The sequence below is a fragment of the Vibrio sp. 1978 genome, from assembly GCF_033344345.1.
This window is the reverse complement of the sequence record NZ_JAWPOP010000003.1, coordinates 285,875-304,926: the sequence shown is the minus strand read 5'-3', so window position 1 is coordinate 304,926 and position 19,052 is coordinate 285,875. Positions and strand designations below refer to the sequence as shown.

The window sequence follows — 19,052 nt, the reverse complement described above, 5'->3', positions numbered from 1 at the left end:
CCGCCTGAAAATGTCAGGCACCAAAAAAGGCGCGTATTTTATGGGAATTTCGCGCCTCTGTCATGTGTTGCGTTAGAACATCTGTAACTGCGAGTTACCATCGTCAGCTGGGAAAGGCGCTAACTCAGGGAGCGTGATACGCTTTTGTATGTCTTTATATAGGTTTGCAGCCAACTCTGGCGCAATTATATTGTCTGCAGTATGGATCATGACATATGGCTGCTTACCTTCGGCAATCCATTGTGGCAACTTGCTGAGCCATGGTTTAAAAAACTCGTAGTTTTGCTGTTCTTCTGGATGACCAATAAAGCGAATCAAAGGATGTGAAGCGGTAGCAATGGCGTGAACAGGGACTCGTGGTTTTTTCATTTGTGCATCAATAATCGCCTCATTGTCGGGCTTAGCGGCAAAGACTGGGCGGCTATCCATAATAATGCGGTCAATATTATTCTCTACTAACCATTGGTTAAGTGCTCGCTCTTCTTCGCCTTTGGAGAAAAATGCCATATGGCGAACCTCAACACCGAGAGGGAAGTTAGGTGGAAAGCTCGCACAGAACTTTTTCAGTCGAACAAGGTGTTCAGGACCAAATGCGGCTGGCAATTGAATTGTCCATTGGCCCACACGGTCATGCAAAGGCTCCATGACTTTCATGAAGTCTCTCAGTTGTTCGCTGCAACCTCTTAGCATTTGCTCATGAGTGATGGCTTTAGGAAGTTTGAAAGTAAAGCGAAAATCATCGTGGGTTGCGGCTCTCCAGTTTTGCACTGTATTGAGCGTCGGTGTGGCATAAAATGTCGTGTTGCCTTCCACGGTATGAAACACTTGCGCATACCTTTCTAAACGTTCAGCGGGCTTTGTCCCGCTGCCGTAAAAACTTTGTTGCCATTGGTTGTGTGACCACATTGTCAATCCAAGTCGAAGAGGTAAGTTATCCATTATTCTTTACTGCTTGCTACTCGTGTGAATACTTTACGAGAGTTTTGCTGAAATAGGTAATTTCACGCTATAATCCTCCCCAATTTTTTCGCTTTGGTGCGCTTTTGAACATTTGTTGTACTAAAAAGCACCAGTGAATGATAAAACACACGTAATTGTATGTTGAGTAGTCGATTTTCGTGGACATTCAGCGTATAACTGAATCTTTACTCTGCTTAGCAATGAGGCTGACAGAGCGTAGTTAACAACATTTGAGAGATTGGGAATTTCATTATGCGTACCCATTACTGTGGTCACCTGAACAAGTCCCTTGCAGGACAAACTGTAGAACTTTGCGGCTGGGTTAACCGTCGTCGTGATTTAGGCGGTCTTATTTTTATTGATATGCGAGATCGCGAAGGTATCGTTCAGGTAGTTGTTGATCCAGATATGGCGGATGCGTATGAAGTGGCGAACACACTTCGTAATGAATTCTGTATCAAACTAACGGGTGAAGTGCGCGTTCGCCCAGAGAGCCAAGCAAACAAAGACATGGCAACAGGTGAAGTCGAGATCCTTGCGAAAGGTCTTGAAATCATCAACCGTTCTGATGTTCTGCCTCTAGATTTCAACCAAAAGAACTCTGAAGAGCAACGCCTGAAGTACCGTTACCTAGATCTACGTCGTCCTGAAATGAGCGACCGCATCAAGCTACGTGCTAAAGCGTCTAGCTTTGTTCGTCGTTTCCTAGATGACAACGGCTTCCTAGACATCGAAACGCCAGTACTAACAAAAGCGACACCAGAAGGCGCTCGTGACTACCTAGTACCTAGCCGTGTTCACAAAGGTAGCTTCTACGCGCTTCCTCAGTCTCCACAGCTATTCAAACAGCTTCTAATGATGTCTGGTTTTGACCGTTACTACCAAATCGTTAAGTGTTTCCGTGATGAAGACTTGCGTGCTGACCGTCAACCAGAATTCACTCAGATCGATATCGAAACGTCATTCATGACGGCTGACCAAGTTCGTGCAACGACTGAGAAAATGGTTCGTGAAATGTGGCAAGAGCTACTAAACGTTGACCTAGGTGAATTCCCAGTAATGCCGTTCAGCGAAGCGATTCGTCGTTTCGGTTCGGACAAGCCAGACCTACGTAACCCACTGGAACTAGTAGACGTTGCTGACCTAGTGAAAGACGTTGAGTTCAAAGTATTCTCAGGTCCAGCAAACGACGAAAAAGGCCGCGTTGCCGTTATTCGCGTTCCAGGTGGTGCTTCTCTGACTCGTAAGCAAATTGATGGCTACGGTGAATTCGTTGGCATCTACGGTGCGAAAGGTCTAGCTTGGATGAAGGTTAACGACCGTGCAGCGGGCATGGAAGGTATCCAATCTCCAGTCGCTAAGTTCCTAAATGAAGACGTGATCAACGGCATTCTAGATCGTACTCAAGCGGAATCTGGTGACATTATCCTATTTGGCGCTGATAAAGCGGGCATCGTTGCAGAAGCAATGGGTGCGCTACGTTTGAAACTAGGTAAAGACCTAGAGCTAACGGATGAGTCTGCATGGGCTCCACTATGGGTTGTTGACTTCCCAATGTTCGAAGAAGATGACGAAGGCAACCTACACGCGATGCACCACCCATTCACATCGCCTCTAGGTGTGACTGCAGAAGAGCTAAAAGCAAACCCAGCTGCGGCAAATTCTAACGCTTACGATATGGTTCTAAATGGCTACGAAGTGGGCGGCGGCTCTGTTCGTATCCACAACGCAGATATGCAAGAAGCCGTATTTGATATTCTAGGCATCACACCTGAAGAGCAACAGCTTAAGTTCGGCTTCCTGCTTGATGCGCTGAAATTCGGTACGCCTCCACATGCTGGTCTTGCATTTGGTCTAGACCGTCTAGTAATGCTGCTATGTGGTACAGAGAACATCCGTGATGTTATCGCGTTCCCTAAAACAACAGCAGCGGCGTGTCTACTAACAGACGCACCAAGTATTGCGAACCCAGCAGCGCTAGAAGAGCTAGCAATCGCAGTAACTGCAGCGAAAGAAAAAGACGCAGAATAAGCGCACAACATTTGAAGAAAACTCCCGCAACTGCGGGAGTTTTTGTTTAAATAAACCCAAGAAACTTCCAAAGCAATTTCCCAAGCAACGCTTTTAGAACATGTTTTGTTATTAAGCGTCAAAATACATTAAAAGGTGAATTATGGCTGGTCATAGTAAATGGGCGAATATTCGTCACCGTAAAGCAGCGCAAGATGCGAAGCGCGGCAAAATCTTTACTAAATTAATTCGTGAAATCGTTGTTGCGGCAAAAGAGGGGGGCGGTGAGCTAGAAAATAACCCACGTTTGCGAGCAGCAATTGATAAAGCACTGTCTAACAACATGACACGTGACACTGTCAACCGCGCTGTCAGCCGAGGTGCTGGTGGTGAAGGCGACGACAACATGGAAACCGTGATCTATGAAGGTTATGGTCCAGGTGGTACGGCGGTCATGGTCGAATGTATGACGGATAACCGAAATCGTACGGTATCTGGCGTACGTCATGCATTCTCAAAGTCAGGCGGTAATCTGGGGACGGATGGTAGCGTCAACTATCTTTTCGACAAGAAAGGCGTGATTTCATATGGCCCAGGTTTAGATGAAGATGGGGTAATGGAAGTAGCATTAGAAAGTGGTGCTGATGACATTGAAACGGCAGAAGATGGCTCGATTGATGTCTACACGGCCCCAGGCGATTTTGGACTCGTAAAAGATGCTCTTGATGCCGCAGGGTTTGAGGCAGAGAACGCTGAGGTGTCGCTGATCCCATCTACGAAAGCAGATTTGGACGCGGATACTGCGCCAAAACTACTTCGTTTGATTGACGCTTTGGAAGATCTGGACGACGTTCAAGAGGTTTATCACAATGGTGATATCTCTGACGACGTTGCGGCTACGCTAGATTAAACTCAAGGTGTCGGGAGCGGTATTTGCTCCGAAGTTAGCAAGTAATAATAAAAAGACTGAGGCCGAATTAGGCCTCATTTTTAGGAACATTCATGTCAATTATTTTGGGCATTGACCCAGGTTCGCGCATTACCGGCTATGGGGTCATTCGTCAAAATGGACGCCACTTGCAATACCTTGGTAGTGGCTGCATTCGTACTTCAGAAAAAGAACTTCCGGGTCGGCTTAAACAGATTTATGCAGGCGTCACGGAAATCATTACCCAGTTTCAACCGGACGTTTTCGCGATCGAGCAAGTGTTTATGGCCAAAAACGCGGATTCAGCGCTAAAACTTGGCCAAGCTCGTGGCAGTGCAATTGTTGCTGCGGTGAATGCGGAGTTGCCGGTATTTGAATACGCGGCTCGTCTTATTAAGCAAGCTGTCGTCGGCACTGGTGGCGCGGACAAAGCGCAAGTTCAGCATATGGTTCAGCAGATGCTTAAATTGCCCGCCAAGCCTCAAGCAGATGCAGCCGATGCTTTAGGTGTGGCGATTTGTCATGCCAATACTAACAAGACTCTCGTTGCGTTAGCGGGCAAAGCAACCAGTGCCAGAAAAGGGCGCTACCGTTAAAATTAACTGGATGTCTATCCAGTTCTTTATTATCCTGTCGCAAATTCATTTCCAAAGAGTATTTATAGTGATTGGACGTCTTCGTGGCATACTGATTGAAAAACAACCACCTGAAGTATTAATTGAAGTTAATGGCATTGGCTATGAAGTCCAGATGCCAATGAGCTGTTTTTACGAACTGCCAAATGTTGGCGAAGAAGCCATTATTTATACTCACTTTGTTGTCCGTGAAGATGCGCAATTGCTATACGGTTTCAACACAGTAAAAGAACGAGCACTTTTCCGTGAAGTGATCAAAGCCAATGGCGTTGGTCCTAAACTCGGTCTTGGTATTCTCTCTGGTATGACAGCAACGCAATTTGTTACTTGTGTGGAACATGAAGACGTTTCTACGCTGGTTAAGCTTCCAGGCGTTGGCAAGAAAACCGCAGAGCGATTGGTTGTTGAAATGAAAGACCGCTTGAAAGGGTGGGGCGCTGGCGATCTATTTACACCATTTACGGATGCTGCTCCTGCGGATTCTAGTGCGACATCCAACAACGCGGAAGAAGAGGCAATCAGTGCGCTTCTAGCTCTAGGTTACAAGCCGACTCAAGCGTCGAAAGTGGTATCTCAGATCGCTAAACCGGACATGAGCAGTGAGCAAATGATCCGTGAAGCTCTAAAATCAATGGTGTAACGCTGGTTGCACAGTGAACATTTGTTCAAGATAACTCATTCTCTAAGGTTAATGCCAATCGCTTAACGATGTTTTTTGTGTCATTCCAGCGAGCCTGGCGAGACTGGGAATCTAATAGCAGCACGCTGAGCGGTTAATGAAACAATTTGACCATAAATCGCTCGGATAGAAGATCCTGTATCACGCTCCTTCGTCGCTGTACAGGATGACGAGATATAGAAATATGCCACTTGCTGTTAAACGAGCGGCATTATTCTCTCAGGTAACCATTTTTCAAGGTAAAAAGATGATTGAAGCCGATCGTTTAATCGCGCCAGAAAACCCTGCCTTTCGTGATGAAGATGTCATTGATCGTGCTATTCGGCCAAAAAAATTAGCGGATTACCAAGGTCAGGACCATGTCCGTGACCAAATGGAGATCTTCATTAAAGCTGCTCAGTTACGTAGCGAAGCACTTGATCACCTTTTGATTTTTGGTCCCCCAGGTTTGGGTAAAACCACACTTGCGAACATCGTTGCCAATGAAATGGAAGTGAACATTCGTACTACTTCAGGCCCTGTACTTGAGAAAGCAGGCGATTTGGCCGCGCTGTTAACCAACCTCGAAGAAAACGATGTGTTGTTCATCGATGAGATCCACCGCTTGAGCCCGATGGTTGAAGAGGTGCTGTATCCGGCGATGGAAGATTATCAACTGGATATTATGATCGGTGAAGGTCCGGCCGCTCGTTCTATTAAGATCGATTTACCACCATTTACGTTAATTGGTGCTACGACCCGAGCGGGCTCTTTAACGTCACCATTGCGCGACCGCTTTGGTATTACTCAGCGCCTTGAGTTTTATAAGATAAAAGACCTCCAAGATATCGTGCAGCGAAGCGCGGATTGTTTAGGTTTATCAATGGAACCTGAAGGTGCATTGGAAGTGGCAAGACGTGCGCGTGGCACACCACGTATTGCTAACCGTTTGCTACGCCGTGTTCGTGATTATGCGGAAGTAAAAGGCAATGGTCACATTTGTGCCGATGTTGCCGATAAGGCGTTGAATATGCTTGATGTGGACGCCGAAGGCTTCGATTACATGGACCGTAAGCTACTACTCGCGATTATGGAAAAATTTGGTGGTGGTCCGGTCGGGCTCGACAATATGGCAGCGGCGATAGGTGAAGAAAAGGACACTATTGAAGACGTTCTTGAGCCTTATCTTATTCAGCAAGGTTATTTACAACGCACTCCGCGTGGAAGAATCGCGACAGATCGTGCGTATTTGCATTTCGGAATTGAAAAATAAGATTCCCTCGCTGGGCCTTGGTTGCCCAGCGCTTCATTAAAGTTGACCAAACTCACATTTTTTGATTTTTTTCTCATACTGGTTTAGTAAGTAAAAAGCATTGATTGTTAACTCGATGTTTGCTTGCAACTGGTTAATTTCTCTCCTGATTACTCTCTCTTAACATCCGTATCCAATACTGGTTGATCTAGATCAATGTGATGGATTTTTGTGCAAATTCCGCGCATAAACATTGATGTATATCAAAGCGCGTTACGGCTATAAACCTTTTGAAACAATCTGTTTTTACAAGTAATATTAGTCCCAGCTATATTAGCTGATGCTTAACAATTAACTAACCAATGAAGCACATTTTTGCAACAATGAGTTGTGATAATTCAACATTTTTCAAGTGTAAATAACACCTGAATATGGATTGCAATATGTAGAGAGTGTCATTCAGCCGACACATAGGAGTTACCATGATTGACGTAGTTGATCTATCGCGGTTGCAGTTTGCACTGACAGCGATGTATCACTTCCTATTCGTACCATTGACCCTTGGTATGGCCTTCCTTCTGGCCATTATGGAATCGATGTACGTAATGACGAACAAGCAAATCTATAAGGACATGACCAAGTTCTGGGGTAAGCTATTCGGTATTAACTTTGCACTTGGTGTGGCGACAGGCCTTACCATGGAGTTCCAGTTTGGTACGAACTGGTCTTACTACTCCCACTATGTAGGTGATATCTTCGGTGCACCGCTAGCGATCGAAGCACTTGTCGCATTCTTCCTGGAGTCAACTTTTGTTGGTCTATTCTTCTTCGGGTGGGATCGTCTATCTAAACGCCAACACTTAGCGGTTACCTGGCTTGTGGCACTAGGCTCTAACTTCTCTGCTCTTTGGATTCTTATCGCAAACGGCTGGATGCAAAACCCAGTAGGCGCAGATTTCAACTTCGAAACCATGCGAATGGAAATGGTGAGCTTCTCTGAGGTTGTACTAAACCCAGTTGCTCAGGTTAAGTTCGTGCATACGGTTGCTTCTGGTTACACTTGTGGCGCAATGTTTATTCTAGGCATCAGTTCATACTACCTATTAAAAGGTCGTGACATTGCGTTTGCTCGTCGTTCGTTTGCTATTGCTGCTTCTTTCGGTATTGCAGCTATCTTATCTACCATCGTTCTTGGTGACGAATCTGGCTACGAGCTTGGTGAAGTTCAAAAAGTGAAACTCGCTGCAATTGAAGCAGAGTGGCACACTGAACCTGCACCTGCCGCATTTACGTTATTTGGTGTTCCTAACCAGGAAACGATGCATACCGATTACGCAATTAAGATCCCTTACGTAATGGGTATTATCGCGACACGCTCTTTTGATGAGCAAGTAACAGGTCTTCGTGATTTACGTGATGAACACGTCGATCGTATTCGTGACGGCATGTACGCTTATGAACTTCTAGAGAAGCTTCGTGCGGGTGATAAGTCAGAAGAAAACATGACTGCGTTTGATGAAGTGAAAGGTGACCTAGGTTACGGTCTACTTCTAAAACGCTACACAGACAATGTTGTTGATGCAACAGAAGAGCAAATCCAAGCTGCTGCGGACGACTCAATCCCAACAGTATGGCCGCTATTCTGGTCATTCCGTATCATGGTTGCTTGTGGCTTCATCATGTTGTTTGTCTTTGGTGCGGCATTTATCCAAACGTGTCGTCAGAAGATTGAACAGAAACAATGGATTCTAAAAGCTGCACTATTTAGCATTCCACTACCTTGGATTGCAATTGAAGCGGGTTGGTTCGTCGCTGAGTACGGCCGTCAACCTTGGGCTGTAGGTGAAATTTTACCAGTGCATGTTGCAGCTTCTGCACTAACTGCAGGTGAAATCTGGACTTCACTCTTCGCAATTCTGGCGCTATACACGGTATTCCTGATTGCAGAAGTTTACCTAATGTTGAAATTCGCTCGTAAAGGCCCAAGTAGCCTGAAAACGGGTCGCTACCACTTCGAGCAAAATGCTGACTCTGTTGAAGACAAAGTTAGTCGCCAAGTAGAAGCGTAAGGTAAGGAGATAACAAGATGTTTGATTACGAAATCTTGCGACTCATCTGGTGGGTACTAATCGGTGTTCTACTAGTTGGTTTTGCAGTAACAGACGGCTTCGATATGGGTGTAGGCGCGCTTGTACCTATTATCGGTAAAAACGACACGCAACGCCGTGTCATGATTAACTCAATTGCTCCTCACTGGGATGGTAACCAAGTTTGGCTTATCACTGCTGGTGGTGCACTGTTCGCAGCTTGGCCTTTGGTTTACGCAACGTCATTTTCAGGCTTCTACTTAGCGATGATTTTGACACTAGCAGCGCTATGGCTTCGTCCTCTGGGCCTAGACTACCGCTCTAAAATCGAAGATCCAAAATGGCGCAATACCTGGGATATCTGTATCTCAATCAGTGGTTTTGTTCCGCCAATCATCTTTGGTGTGGCGTTTGGTAACCTTCTACAAGGTGTACCATTCCAATTGAGCGAGTTCTTGATGCCAACATACCATGGCTCACTCTTTGGTCTACTAAACCCATTTGCACTGTTGTGTGGTCTAGTAAGCTTGTTCATGATTTTGATGCAAGGTTCTACTTGGCTACAAATGAAAACAACAGGCGAAGTGCATGTGCGTGCGCGCAATGTTGCTCAGTTGGCTGGTTTACTGACGGTTGCTGCGTTTGTAGCGGCTGGTTTCTGGATCCAAAATATCGATGGCTACGTCATTGTTGGCGGTATCGACACTAACGCTGCTTCTAACCCTCTAAACAAAGAGGTTATCCGTGAAGCTGGTGCGTGGATGAAGAACTTTGAAAACTACCCACTATTATGGGCTGCTCCTGTATTAGGTGTTGCAATGCCGCTTCTCGCTGTATTGGCATCTCGTCTTGAAAAATGTGCGATTTCGTTCATTACTTCAAGCTTGGGTGTTGCTGGTGTTATCTTTACTGCAGGTTTTGCGATGTTCCCATTCATCATGCCTTCAGACTTAATGCCAAGCCACAGCTTAACAATGTGGGATGCAACGTCATCTGAGCTGACTCTGAACCTAATGACAGGCGTTGCGTTTGTTATGGTGCCAATCATCCTTGGTTACACATCTTGGACTTACTACAAGATGTTTGGTCGCCTTGATGACCAGTACATTGAAGACAACAAAAACTCACTTTACTAAGGAGCATTTACTATGTGGTATTTCGCATGGATTCTAGGTGTACTACTTGCTTGTGCATTCGGTATCATCAACGCTCTTTGGCTAGAGCACTCAGAAATGATGGATAAAGACAGTGAGTAACCTCGCTGATAAGGTAGCGAAACTTCACGCACCAATGGATAAGACTCTGCTACGAGTCTTATCTCTCATCCTTGGCTTTATGCACGTAGGATTGGTGATGTGGGACCCTGAAGCTTACCATCAAGCAATTGGTGGTTTTAACTCAATCATCGCACCAGCACTGATTTGGTCTGTATGTTCAAGCATGGTGTATGGGGTGGGCTTCAAGCCAAGAAACTGGTACTGGCAAGTTTTGTTTAGTCCTTATTTCTCGTTAGCTATCTTAATTTATCTAACGGCACTTTATTTCATTTAGGCTGAAATATGCTGTAATAAAGTCGGTTACTAAATTATCGAATAAAAGCTAGGTATCTCGCCTAGCTTTTATTTTTTCTACAAATTTCAAAAATATTTCCTTAGCTCGGTACCAATTGCTGTCGCTTCAGTTATAGTAATTACTTTAAAGAATTGAATATATTGGTACTCCCTTGCAAGGCACATCAAATCTCTTTCACTGGCCGATCACCGTGTACTATGAAGACACTGATGCGGGCGGTGTTGTATATCATTCTAATTATCTAAAATTCTTTGAGCGCGCACGGACAGAGATGTTACGTGCTAAAGGCATTTCTCAACATGTGTTACTGGAACAAAATATCGGCTTTGTTGTCCGACACATGGATATCGATTTCAACCAAGGGGCTAGGCTGGACGAGCATCTGACAGTCGTAACCCGAGTGTCAGAAATAAAACGTGCTTCTCTGCAATTCTGTCAAGAGTTGGTCAATGATCAAGGCAAGATATTGTGCAAGGCCTCGGTTAAGGTAGCATGTATCGATAATAAGAAAATGAAACCAATAGCTATTCCAACCTTTATAAATTCGGAGCTAACAAATAGTGACTGCTGATATTTCCATTTTAGATCTCTTTCTTCAGGCCAGTCTGTTGGTAAAGCTTGTGATGCTGACGTTGCTTGGCATGTCAATTGTGTCATGGGCAATGATCATCAAGCGCAGCAAAGTGCTTTCTCAAGCGTCAAAAAATGCAGAGCAGTTTGAAGACAAATTTTGGTCGGGTACTGATCTTTCTCAGCTTTACCAAAAAGTAAAAGCGCGTAAAGACGAAATTGAAGGCACAGAAGAAATCTTCTACGCAGGTTTTACAGAGTTTGCTCGCCTACGTAAGAGCAACGCAAATTCACCAGCTTACATCATGGAAGGCACTGGCCGCGCAATGCGCGTTGCTGTTTCTCGTGAAGTTGATGAGCTAGAAACAAGCTTACCGTTTTTGGCAACAGTCGGTTCTATAAGCCCTTATATCGGCCTATTTGGTACCGTTTGGGGCATCATGCACGCCTTTATTGCGCTGGGTGAAGTAAAGCAAGCTACGTTGTCTATGGTTGCACCGGGTATCGCCGAGGCACTTATCGCGACAGCGATGGGTCTATTTGCGGCTATTCCGGCAGTAATGGCGTACAACCGCCTAAGCAATAAAGTGAGTAAACTAGAGCACACTTACGCAACATTTTCTGAAGAATTCCACAGCATCCTTCATCGTCAAGCGATGGCTGGCCGAGACAGCGCGGATAAGGAATAAAGCATGGCGGGTTATCAACCTAAAAAGCGAAAAATGACAGCGGAGATCAACGTTGTTCCGTATATCGACGTAATGCTCGTACTGTTGATCATTTTTATGGCGACCGCTCCATTTGTGACTCAAGGCGTCGACGTTGATCTTCCGAAAACATCGACTGCAGAATCTATGCAAGACCTTGCTGGCGAGACTGACAGTAGCTTTATTATCATCGAAATTGATAGCGAGGGTAATTTAGGCCTAAGCGTCAATGATGAAGAAGTTCAGCGAGGTTTGTCGTTGCAAGATGTTATTGTGCGAGTGAAAGCGGAGCGAGAGGTTAAGCCGGATTCACCAGTTGCGGTAGGTGGCGACGCGGCAACACCATATGCCGATGTTGTTCTATTGCTGGATGAACTAAGTCGAGCTGGTATCCCTAAGGTAGGTCTAATGACCGATATCAGGGAATAGACATCAATTATCTATGAAAGATCACAAGAAGAAACCCAACCAATACACCAAACCGATAGCAATATCGGTTGGTTTGCATGCAATTCTAGTTGCAGCCCTGCTTTGGGGGACGGACTTCAATATGTCTAAACCAGAGCCTACAGGGCAAATGGTTCAAGCTGTTGTCATCGATCCAAAACTTGTGCAGCAACAAGCGAAAGAAATTCGCCAGCAACGCGAAAAGGCAGCGAAAAAAGAACAAGAGCGTCTTGATAAACTGAGACGCGAAGCAGAGCAGCTAGAAAAAAACCGCAAAGCTGAAGAAGAGCAAATTCGCAAGTTGAAAGAGCAGCAAGCGAAAGATGCTCAAGCGGCACGAGAAGCAGAAGCTGCGCGTAAGAAAAAAGAGCAAGAGCGCAAGCAGGAAGAAGAACGTGTTCGCAAAGAAAAAGAGCGAGCTGCTAAGCTAGAAAAAGAGCGCAAGGAAAAAGAAGAAGCCGTGCGTAAAGCTGAGCAGGAGCGTTTAGCAAAAGAAGCGGCTATCGCAAAAGCTGAGCAAGAACGTTTAGCTCGTGAAAAAGCAGCAAAAGAAGCGGAAGAAAAAGCACGTCGTGAGCGTGAAGCAGCTGAAAAAGCTGAACAAGAGCGCATCGCAAAAGAGAAAGCGGCAAAAGAGGCAGCGGAGCGAGAGCGTAAAGCGAGAGAAGCAGCTGAGCGTGCCGAGCGTGAGCGTAAAGCTCAAGAAGCCGCGTTAGATGATATTTTTGCGGGTCTCGAGGATGAGGTCAGTAAAAACAGTGCTGCGCGCAATCAATTTATTGACGACGAACTTTCTCGTATGTCATCCATCTATACTCAAAATATTCAGCAAAAGCTGATTAAGGATGACTACTTGCTGGGAAAGGAGTGTAGGGTAAACATCAAATTGATTCCGACAGGAACTGATATGATGGTCTCTGGTGTTACCGTTTTGAGTGGTGATGCTCGAGTATGTGCTGCGGCGAAGCGAGCAATAGCTCAGGTAGGGACGTTCCCTAAATCTTCAGAATCAGCGGTCAATGAAAGACTAAAAGACATCAACATAACTGTTGCTTTGGACTAAAAGGAATAAGACGTGATTAGACGCCTTTTACTAGGAATGTTTGTACTGTTTAGCAGTATGACAAATGTGGCGAATGCCGCATTAGAGTTGGTCATTACCGATGGTATTGATTCAGCACGACCAATTGCTGTTGTTCCGTTTAAGTGGGAGGGCACACAAGCGCTTCCAACGGATGTTTCTGCTGTTATCGCCTCGGATTTACAACGTAGTGGTAAATTTAGCCCAGTTCCAACGAGCAAAATGCCACAAACACCGTTCAGTGAATCAGAAGTTAATTTTGATGCTTGGACCAATTTAGGCGTGGATGCGCTATTGACTGGTTCAATCAAGCAAAACGACCAAGGTGACTACGTTATCAACTATCAACTTGTTGATATTGTGCGTGGTCAGTTAACGGGTGGGAAGAGTAAGGCGCTTGGTAGTGACGGTGAATTGGTTCTGTCAAAAGATCATGTGCTGTTCAATAAAGTAGCCACTGTTCAAGGGCCTCGTATGCGTGAGTACGCTCACCGTATCTCTGATTTGGTGTATGAGCAGTTGACTGGCGACCGTGGCGCTTTCATGACTCGTATCGCATATGTGGTAGTGAACGATAAAGACCGTTTCCCTTACCAACTTCGAGTCGCTGATTACGATGGCTACAATGAGCGTCTGGTTTTACGCTCTAAGCAACCATTAATGTCACCAGCGTGGTCACCAGATGGTAAAAAGCTTGCGTATGTTAGCTTCCAAAATGGCCAAGCAGAAATCTTCATAATGAACATCTACACCGGTGAACGTGAGAAAATTACTTCATACCCACGTCACAATGGTGCACCAAGATTTTCGCCTGATGGCAATAAGTTAGCGATTGTTCTTTCTAAAACAGGCTCGCTTCATGTTTATACGTTTGACCTTAACACTCGTAAACTGACGCAAATTACGCGTGGCAGATCAAATAATACGGAACCGTTCTGGCATCCGGATGGAAAATCGTTGATTTTCACATCGGATAGGGGTGGTAAACCACAGATTTATCAAGTAAATTTGGGCAGCGGTTCTATTGACCGTTTGACTTGGCAAGGCAGCCAAAATTTGGGTGGTCAGATTACTCCTGATGGGCGATTCCTAGTTATGGTGAACCGCAGCAACGCAGGATTTAATTTGGCGAAACAAGATTTGGAAACTGGTGCTCTTCAAGTCTTAACTAAGACCTTGCTTGATGAGTCTCCTAGTATTGCCCCAAACGGTGGCATGGTTGTGTATAGCTCGATTTACAACAAGAAAAACGTACTATCGATGGTGTCAATTGATGGTCGATTCAAAGCTAGATTACCGGCAACAAATGGGCGTGTTCGAGCGCCTGCATGGTCACCGTTTTTGTAGTAATAAGTTTGATTAATAAAGGAAAATAAGATGCAACTGAACAAGGTTCTAAAAGGGCTACTAATCGCGCTTCCTGTAATGGCTGTTACAGCGTGTAGTTCAAGCGACGACGCTGCTTCTAACACTGGTGCAGCAACAAACAACAATGGCGCAGTGGAAACAACAGTAGCTACGCCAATTGATCAAAGCGGTCAGTTGACAGAGCAAGAGCTAAAAGAGCAAGCGCTACGTGAAACTCAAACAATCTACTTTGCTTTTGACAACTCAACAATTGCAGCAGATTACGAAGAGATGCTAGCGGCTCACGCTTCTTACCTAAGCAAGAACCCAGCACTTAACGTAACTATCGAAGGTCACGCTGATGAGCGCGGTACACCTGAGTACAACATTGCTCTAGGTGAGCGTCGTGCACAAGCAGTAGCGAACTACCTACAAGCACTAGGTGTTCAAGCTGACCAAATCTCAATCGTTAGCTACGGTGAAGAGAAGCCACTTCTTCTAGGTCAATCAGATGAAGTTTACGCTAAGAACCGTCGCGCGGTTCTAGTATACTAATTCGAGGTAATCCTCATGTTCAGTAACACTAAGCGCGCTGTTGCGCTTACGTTACTGGCAAGTGCAGCGAACTTTGCGTTCGCTGCACCAGCTCCAGTATCCGATCTCAACAGCACATCATCCGTCTCTAAGAGCCGTTCATCTGAAACGGAAGTAGAGCGTCTAGAACGTTTGCTCCAAAACCGCAATCGCGTTCAGCTCCAAATGCAACAGCAAATTGACCAAATGTCACAAGAGATCAGTGAATTGCGTGGTCAATTAGAGCGAAATAGCTACGAAATGAAACAAATGTTGCAACGTCAACGTGAGTTGTTTGTCGAGCTGGATCGTGTTCGTGGAGAGATAAAATCCACACCTGCACAAGAAGCACAACCTGTGAAAACAGGTGGCCAGTACACTCCAAATGTTGATGAGCAAACGGCATATCAGAATGCAGTTGACCTCATTCTCAAAAAGCGTGATTACACTGGCGCAATTGCAGCGTTCCAGCAGTTTCAGAAAGATTATCCTGATTCTACATATTCAGCGAATTCTCACTACTGGCTAGGTCAGTTGTACTTCGCTAAAAAGCAGGATGAGGATGCAGTGAAAAGTTTTGCCGCTGTGGTGTCTTACAAAGACTCCAATAAGCGAGCCGATGCGTTGCTTAAGTTAGGCGAAATCGCTGAGCGTAATAACAATGCAGCTCAAGCGAAAAAGTACTACCAACAAGTGGTTGATGAATACCCAGGTAGTGCATCTGCAAAACTTGCCAGCTCTAAGCTGTAAGACGTTATGTTTTGAAAAGGAAGCTTCGGCTTCCTTTTTCTTTTCCATTTTCTGTTGGTGCAGAACGGCTAAGTCGATAGCAATGATGCAGAGCCTCTGACCTTGTGTTGCACCGAATTTCGCTACTCGGAAATGCTACCTGTAACAAAGATATACGGCTAGACCGCTAGAAATCCCCGCGACAAGTTGGTTTTTGAAAATTAACGAGGTTACAATACTCGGATTAAAGGAAGTTGCGTAGAGCAAGAGCAATGAGCCATATATTAGATAAAATCGACACTGTTTACCCATTCCCACCGAAACCAGTTCCATTAAGCGAAGAAGAAAAAGCATCTTACATTGAGCGTATTAAAAAGTTACTCAAAGAAAAAGATGCGGTACTTATCGCGCACTATTATACCGACCCTGAGATTCAAGCCCTAGCTGAAGACACTGGCGGGTTTGTTGGTGACTCGTTGGAAATGGCGAAGTTTGGTAATCGTCACCCTGCAAGTACATTGATTATTGGTGGTGTTCGCTTTATGGGCGAGTCGGCCAAAATTCTGACACCAGAAAAGCGCATTCTAATGCCAACGTTGGAAGCGGAATGTTCGCTCGACCTTGGCTGTCCTGCGGATAAGTTCAGCGAGTTTTGTGATGCTCACCCTGATCATACGGTTGTAGTTTACGCAAACACCTCAGCAGCGGTTAAAGCCCGTGCCGACTGGGTCGTTACATCGAGTATTGCGCTTGAAATCGTGGAACACTTAGACGCTGAAGATAAGCCAATTATTTGGGGACCAGACCGTCACCTAGGATCGTACATCGCTAACAAAACTGGCGCAGATATGCTGCTTTGGCAGGGTGAGTGTGTGGTTCATGATGAGTTCTCTGCTGATGCGTTACGAAAAATGAAGAGCGTGTATCCAGATGCGGCTATTTTGGTTCACCCTGAGTCACCAGCAAGCGTCGTAGAACTTGCCGATGCCGTTGGATCAACGAGTCAGCTGATCAAAGCAGCGAAAGAGCTTCCTCACAAACAAATGATCGTTGCGACAGACAAAGGTATTTTCTTTAAAATGCAGCAACTAGTGCCAGAAAAAGAACTTATCGAAGCACCAACCGCAGGTGCAGGCGCAACATGCCGCAGCTGTGCACACTGTCCTTGGATGGCAATGAACGGTTTGAAAGCAATTGAGAAAGCGCTTAGTGAAGGTGGTAAAGAGCACGAGATTTTTGTTGACGAAGAACTGCGTGTTAAATCCCTTATACCACTTAACCGCATGCTAGATTTTGCTGAGCAGCTAAATATGCAAGTGAAAGGTAATGCTTAAAAAGTAGGCGTAACTGAAAGTAAATCTCAAAAACCAGCCGAATATGGCTGGTTTTTTTGTGTCTTACTATCAATGAGTTACTATTGATGCAATCAATGAATATCGAGGTCATAAATTTATGGCGGTGTGGTTAGTAGTTAAAAAGTGGCTTAGTTCACACCTTTTTAAATTGAGCAACCGAAGCCTTCTCATCTTTAGTGGCTTATATGTGAGCCTTTCATGGTGGCTGCTGGTTCTCGCTGGTGAAACCGCATTAACAGACAGTTTCGCTAACTTTATCTATTACCTCATGGTTACGGCGAGTACGGTGGGTTATGGCGACCATTCTCCAGTAACAGATTTGGGTAAATGGGTTGTCGTGCTATTTGTAATCCCCGGCGGTTTGAGCTTATTCGCCGCATTATTGGGGCGTGTCGCTGGAGCAGCGATGGACTATTGGCGAGCGGGTATTTTAGGAAAACGGAGAGTAAGAGTGGAAAACCATATTGTATTGTTGGGCTGGAATGGATCGAGAACGATGCACCTTATTCGCATGTTACAACATGAAGAAGAGGGAAAGCGTCCGATTGTTTTATGCAGCCGTTCAGAAATAGAGAACCCGTTACCTGGCGAAATCAGTTTTATCAAAGTGACCAGTTATACCGATTCGCAAGAAATGAAAAACGCCAATATTGCCGAAGCCGCTTGCATTATTGTGGATAATCTCTCGGACGACATTACCTTGTCAGCCGCTCTATACTGCGCATCTGTAAACCCTTTCGCTCATTTGGTCGCTTACTTTAAAGATGAAGCGCTAGGCCGACTTCTAAGTCAGCATTGCCCGAAAGCGGAATGCATACCTGCTGTTGGCGCAGAAATGTTGGCAAAAGCGGCGGTTGACCCGGGCTCAAGTGCGCTTCATCAGGAGCTTTTGGCTTCAACACGAGGTATGACGCAATACTCAGTTATTTATCCCGAGGGTCAGTCTGCCACCACTATTGAGAATCTCTTCGTTTTTCTCAAAAGACGCCATCATGCCACGCTGATTGCTTTTGATATTGGCGATGGTATTCAACTCAACCCAGATTTAGATGCTGAAGTACCCGCGAGTACCAAGCTGTTTTACATTGCAGATGAACGTATTGAAGATTTTGCCTGGAAAGAAATGAACAAGGAACAATAATGCACATGATTGCTGGCCTGTTAGCAGGCTTCCCAAACTTTTTACTCTATTTCTCTGTTTCTATTATTTTTGTATTGGCGTTTAAGTTCATCTACGTCAAGTTGACGCCATACGATGAGTGGCATCTGATCAAAGAAAAACAAAATACAGCAGCAGCGATTGCGCTAAGTGGGGCCTTCCTTGGTTACTGTCTCGCGATTTCGGGGGCGGCAAAAAACTCAGTCAATATCGTCGATTTTATGGTATGGGGCGTTGTTGCAATGCTTGCTCAAATTATTGCATTTGCAATTGTACGCTTTATTTTACTTCCGAAAGTGGCAGAGCGTATCGAAAAAGATGAACTGCCAGCCGGTATTGTATTAGCAGCAGTTTCTGTTTCGGTTGGCGTATTGAATGCCGCGTGCATGACCTACTAGGAGGAACGATGAAGCGGAGTTCTAACGTTAAACGTTCTTCCATGGACAAAAGCTTAAAGCTTGGGAAAATTCTTCCCTTTGCTGCCTTTGGTGGTATTTTCTTCTTTGCTACGTACGAGTCAAAAACAGAAGGGTACATTTTTTCTGATGCTGATGAGTGTAAATCTAACTCGCCTGAGTTTAGTGAACAGTGTGACATTGCATACCAAGAAGCTTTAGCTCGTGCCGAACAAAATGCCCCTCGCTACCGCAGCGAGTTCGAATGCGAGAATGATTTCTACGAGGATGATTGTTACTACAGTTCCAGTTCCCGAGCTTATGTACCTAACTTTGGCGGTTTTTTTTACAGTCGCTCATTAAGCGGGTTGAAAGGTTATAACAAGAGCTATTACTCAGAGCCGATGTACCGTTATAAATCCAAATTCTATAATGGAGCAGGACAATTCTTTGGCTCCTACCGAAATCAGCCGACCAAAGTTGCGACGAATAGCCTTAATAAACGTGGTGGCGGCACCATTGGCAGGGCGATGTCTCGAGGCGGGTTTGGTAAAGCGGTGTCGGTCAGTCGAGGCGGTTAAAAAGCA

The 19,052-nt window shown here is 45.2% G+C and carries 21 protein-coding genes; 20 read left to right on the top strand and 1 reads right to left on the bottom strand.

Annotated elements, in window-relative coordinates:
- Positions 1-72: 72 nt before the first annotated feature.
- Positions 73-939 (bottom strand): DUF72 domain-containing protein, encoded by an 867-nt coding sequence (locus tag R8N49_RS05140; protein WP_053349443.1) that lies wholly within the window; start codon positions 937-939, stop codon positions 73-75.
- Positions 940-1,212: 273 nt separating this feature from the next.
- Here R8N49_RS05140 and aspS point away from each other — a divergent pair, with 273 nt between their 5' ends.
- The 20 genes from aspS to R8N49_RS05040 all read left to right on the top strand — a co-directional run bounded on the left by aspS (position 1,213) and on the right by R8N49_RS05040 (position 19,046).
- Positions 1,213-2,991 carry an aspartate--tRNA ligase gene (gene aspS, locus R8N49_RS05135; RefSeq protein ID WP_005378401.1) on the top strand — a complete coding sequence of 593 codons (1,779 nt, stop codon included), beginning with the start codon at positions 1,213-1,215 and terminating at the stop codon, positions 2,989-2,991.
- A gap of 142 nt (positions 2,992-3,133) precedes the next feature.
- On the top strand, positions 3,134-3,880 hold the full coding sequence (locus tag R8N49_RS05130) for a YebC/PmpR family DNA-binding transcriptional regulator (RefSeq protein WP_258489979.1): 747 nt from the start codon (positions 3,134-3,136) through the stop codon (positions 3,878-3,880).
- A 92-nt stretch (positions 3,881-3,972) separates the two neighbouring features.
- Positions 3,973-4,494: a crossover junction endodeoxyribonuclease RuvC gene (gene ruvC / locus R8N49_RS05125; protein ID WP_005387909.1), complete on the top strand. Its 522-nt coding sequence runs from the start codon at positions 3,973-3,975 to the stop codon at positions 4,492-4,494.
- Positions 4,495-4,561: 67 nt separating this feature from the next.
- The gene (ruvA, locus tag R8N49_RS05120; protein WP_017820041.1) at positions 4,562-5,173 is read left to right on the top strand and encodes a Holliday junction branch migration protein RuvA; all 612 of its coding nucleotides are present in this window, start codon (positions 4,562-4,564) and stop codon (positions 5,171-5,173) included.
- A gap of 286 nt (positions 5,174-5,459) precedes the next feature.
- Positions 5,460-6,464: a Holliday junction branch migration DNA helicase RuvB gene (gene ruvB / locus R8N49_RS05115; protein WP_005378312.1), complete on the top strand. Its 1,005-nt coding sequence runs from the start codon at positions 5,460-5,462 to the stop codon at positions 6,462-6,464.
- 461 nt (positions 6,465-6,925) lie between these two features.
- Entirely contained in the window at positions 6,926-8,512 is a 1,587-nt protein-coding gene (gene cydA, locus R8N49_RS05110) for a cytochrome ubiquinol oxidase subunit I (protein WP_005378311.1), read from the top strand.
- Between the two features lie 17 nt (positions 8,513-8,529).
- Positions 8,530-9,666, top strand: a complete 1,137-nt coding sequence (gene cydB / locus R8N49_RS05105; protein ID WP_258489976.1) for a cytochrome d ubiquinol oxidase subunit II — start codon at positions 8,530-8,532, stop codon at positions 9,664-9,666.
- 12 nt (positions 9,667-9,678) lie between these two features.
- Entirely contained in the window at positions 9,679-9,786 is a 108-nt protein-coding gene (gene cydX / locus R8N49_RS05100) for a cytochrome bd-I oxidase subunit CydX (protein WP_000270284.1), read from the top strand.
- Complete coding sequence (gene ybgE, locus R8N49_RS05095; protein ID WP_005378304.1) at positions 9,779-10,081, top strand: cyd operon protein YbgE; 303 nt, start codon at positions 9,779-9,781, stop codon at positions 10,079-10,081. The genes cydX and ybgE overlap by 8 nt, the downstream gene beginning before the upstream one ends.
- 172 nt (positions 10,082-10,253) lie before the next feature.
- Complete coding sequence (gene ybgC / locus R8N49_RS05090) at positions 10,254-10,673, top strand: tol-pal system-associated acyl-CoA thioesterase (protein WP_017820044.1); 420 nt, start codon at positions 10,254-10,256, stop codon at positions 10,671-10,673.
- Entirely contained in the window at positions 10,663-11,361 is a 699-nt protein-coding gene (tolQ, locus tag R8N49_RS05085) for a protein TolQ (protein WP_005378301.1), read from the top strand. The genes ybgC and tolQ overlap by 11 nt, the downstream gene beginning before the upstream one ends.
- Positions 11,362-11,364: 3 nt before the next feature.
- A complete protein-coding gene (locus R8N49_RS05080) occupies positions 11,365-11,808 on the top strand; it encodes an ExbD/TolR family protein (protein WP_005378298.1) in 444 nt (147 codons plus the stop codon).
- A gap of 13 nt (positions 11,809-11,821) precedes the next feature.
- Entirely contained in the window at positions 11,822-12,889 is a 1,068-nt protein-coding gene (tolA, locus tag R8N49_RS05075; RefSeq protein ID WP_025766907.1) for a cell envelope integrity protein TolA, read from the top strand.
- Between the two features lie 12 nt (positions 12,890-12,901).
- Complete coding sequence (gene tolB / locus R8N49_RS05070) at positions 12,902-14,254, top strand: Tol-Pal system beta propeller repeat protein TolB (protein WP_005387925.1); 1,353 nt, start codon at positions 12,902-12,904, stop codon at positions 14,252-14,254.
- A 30-nt stretch (positions 14,255-14,284) separates the two neighbouring features.
- A complete protein-coding gene (gene pal / locus R8N49_RS05065; protein WP_005378293.1) occupies positions 14,285-14,809 on the top strand; it encodes a peptidoglycan-associated lipoprotein Pal in 525 nt (174 codons plus the stop codon).
- Positions 14,810-14,824: 15 nt separating this feature from the next.
- Positions 14,825-15,577 carry a tol-pal system protein YbgF gene (gene ybgF / locus R8N49_RS05060; protein ID WP_005378285.1) on the top strand — a complete coding sequence of 251 codons (753 nt, stop codon included), beginning with the start codon at positions 14,825-14,827 and terminating at the stop codon, positions 15,575-15,577.
- A 251-nt stretch (positions 15,578-15,828) separates the two neighbouring features.
- Positions 15,829-16,890, top strand: coding sequence for a quinolinate synthase NadA (gene nadA, locus R8N49_RS05055; protein ID WP_017635054.1), 1,062 nt, complete (start codon positions 15,829-15,831; stop codon positions 16,888-16,890).
- 118 nt (positions 16,891-17,008) lie between these two features.
- Positions 17,009-18,052 (top strand): potassium channel protein, encoded by a 1,044-nt coding sequence (locus R8N49_RS05050; protein WP_186584385.1) that lies wholly within the window; start codon positions 17,009-17,011, stop codon positions 18,050-18,052.
- On the top strand, positions 18,052-18,468 hold the full coding sequence (locus R8N49_RS05045) for a DUF350 domain-containing protein (RefSeq protein WP_005378281.1): 417 nt from the start codon (positions 18,052-18,054) through the stop codon (positions 18,466-18,468). The genes R8N49_RS05050 and R8N49_RS05045 overlap by 1 nt, the downstream gene beginning before the upstream one ends.
- A gap of 8 nt (positions 18,469-18,476) precedes the next feature.
- Positions 18,477-19,046 carry a DUF1190 domain-containing protein gene (locus R8N49_RS05040; protein WP_025766906.1) on the top strand — a complete coding sequence of 190 codons (570 nt, stop codon included), beginning with the start codon at positions 18,477-18,479 and terminating at the stop codon, positions 19,044-19,046.
- The last annotated feature ends 6 nt before the right edge of the window (positions 19,047-19,052 follow it).

Excerpts from the sequence above, each read along its gene's own strand:
- tolA (WP_025766907.1), top strand. The coding sequence starts at position 11,822 with ATGAAAGATCACAAGAAGAAACCCAACCAATACACCAAACCGATAGCA.
- ruvB (WP_005378312.1), top strand. The coding sequence starts at position 5,460 with ATGATTGAAGCCGATCGTTTAATCGCGCCAGAAAACCCTGCCTTTCGT.
- cydA (WP_005378311.1), top strand. The coding sequence starts at position 6,926 with ATGATTGACGTAGTTGATCTATCGCGGTTGCAGTTTGCACTGACAGCG.
- cydB (WP_258489976.1), top strand. The coding sequence starts at position 8,530 with ATGTTTGATTACGAAATCTTGCGACTCATCTGGTGGGTACTAATCGGT.
- nadA (WP_017635054.1), top strand. The coding sequence starts at position 15,829 with ATGAGCCATATATTAGATAAAATCGACACTGTTTACCCATTCCCACCG.
- ybgF (WP_005378285.1), top strand. The coding sequence starts at position 14,825 with ATGTTCAGTAACACTAAGCGCGCTGTTGCGCTTACGTTACTGGCAAGT.
- aspS (WP_005378401.1), top strand. The coding sequence starts at position 1,213 with ATGCGTACCCATTACTGTGGTCACCTGAACAAGTCCCTTGCAGGACAA.
- R8N49_RS05045 (WP_005378281.1), top strand. The coding sequence starts at position 18,052 with ATGCACATGATTGCTGGCCTGTTAGCAGGCTTCCCAAACTTTTTACTC.
- pal (WP_005378293.1), top strand. The coding sequence starts at position 14,285 with ATGCAACTGAACAAGGTTCTAAAAGGGCTACTAATCGCGCTTCCTGTA.
- cydX (WP_000270284.1), top strand. The coding sequence starts at position 9,679 with ATGTGGTATTTCGCATGGATTCTAGGTGTACTACTTGCTTGTGCATTC.
- R8N49_RS05040 (WP_025766906.1), top strand. The coding sequence starts at position 18,477 with ATGAAGCGGAGTTCTAACGTTAAACGTTCTTCCATGGACAAAAGCTTA.
- R8N49_RS05050 (WP_186584385.1), top strand. The coding sequence starts at position 17,009 with ATGGCGGTGTGGTTAGTAGTTAAAAAGTGGCTTAGTTCACACCTTTTT.
- R8N49_RS05140 (WP_053349443.1), bottom strand. The coding sequence starts at position 939 with ATGGATAACTTACCTCTTCGACTTGGATTGACAATGTGGTCACACAAC.
- R8N49_RS05130 (WP_258489979.1), top strand. The coding sequence starts at position 3,134 with ATGGCTGGTCATAGTAAATGGGCGAATATTCGTCACCGTAAAGCAGCG.
- R8N49_RS05080 (WP_005378298.1), top strand. The coding sequence starts at position 11,365 with ATGGCGGGTTATCAACCTAAAAAGCGAAAAATGACAGCGGAGATCAAC.
- ruvC (WP_005387909.1), top strand. The coding sequence starts at position 3,973 with ATGTCAATTATTTTGGGCATTGACCCAGGTTCGCGCATTACCGGCTAT.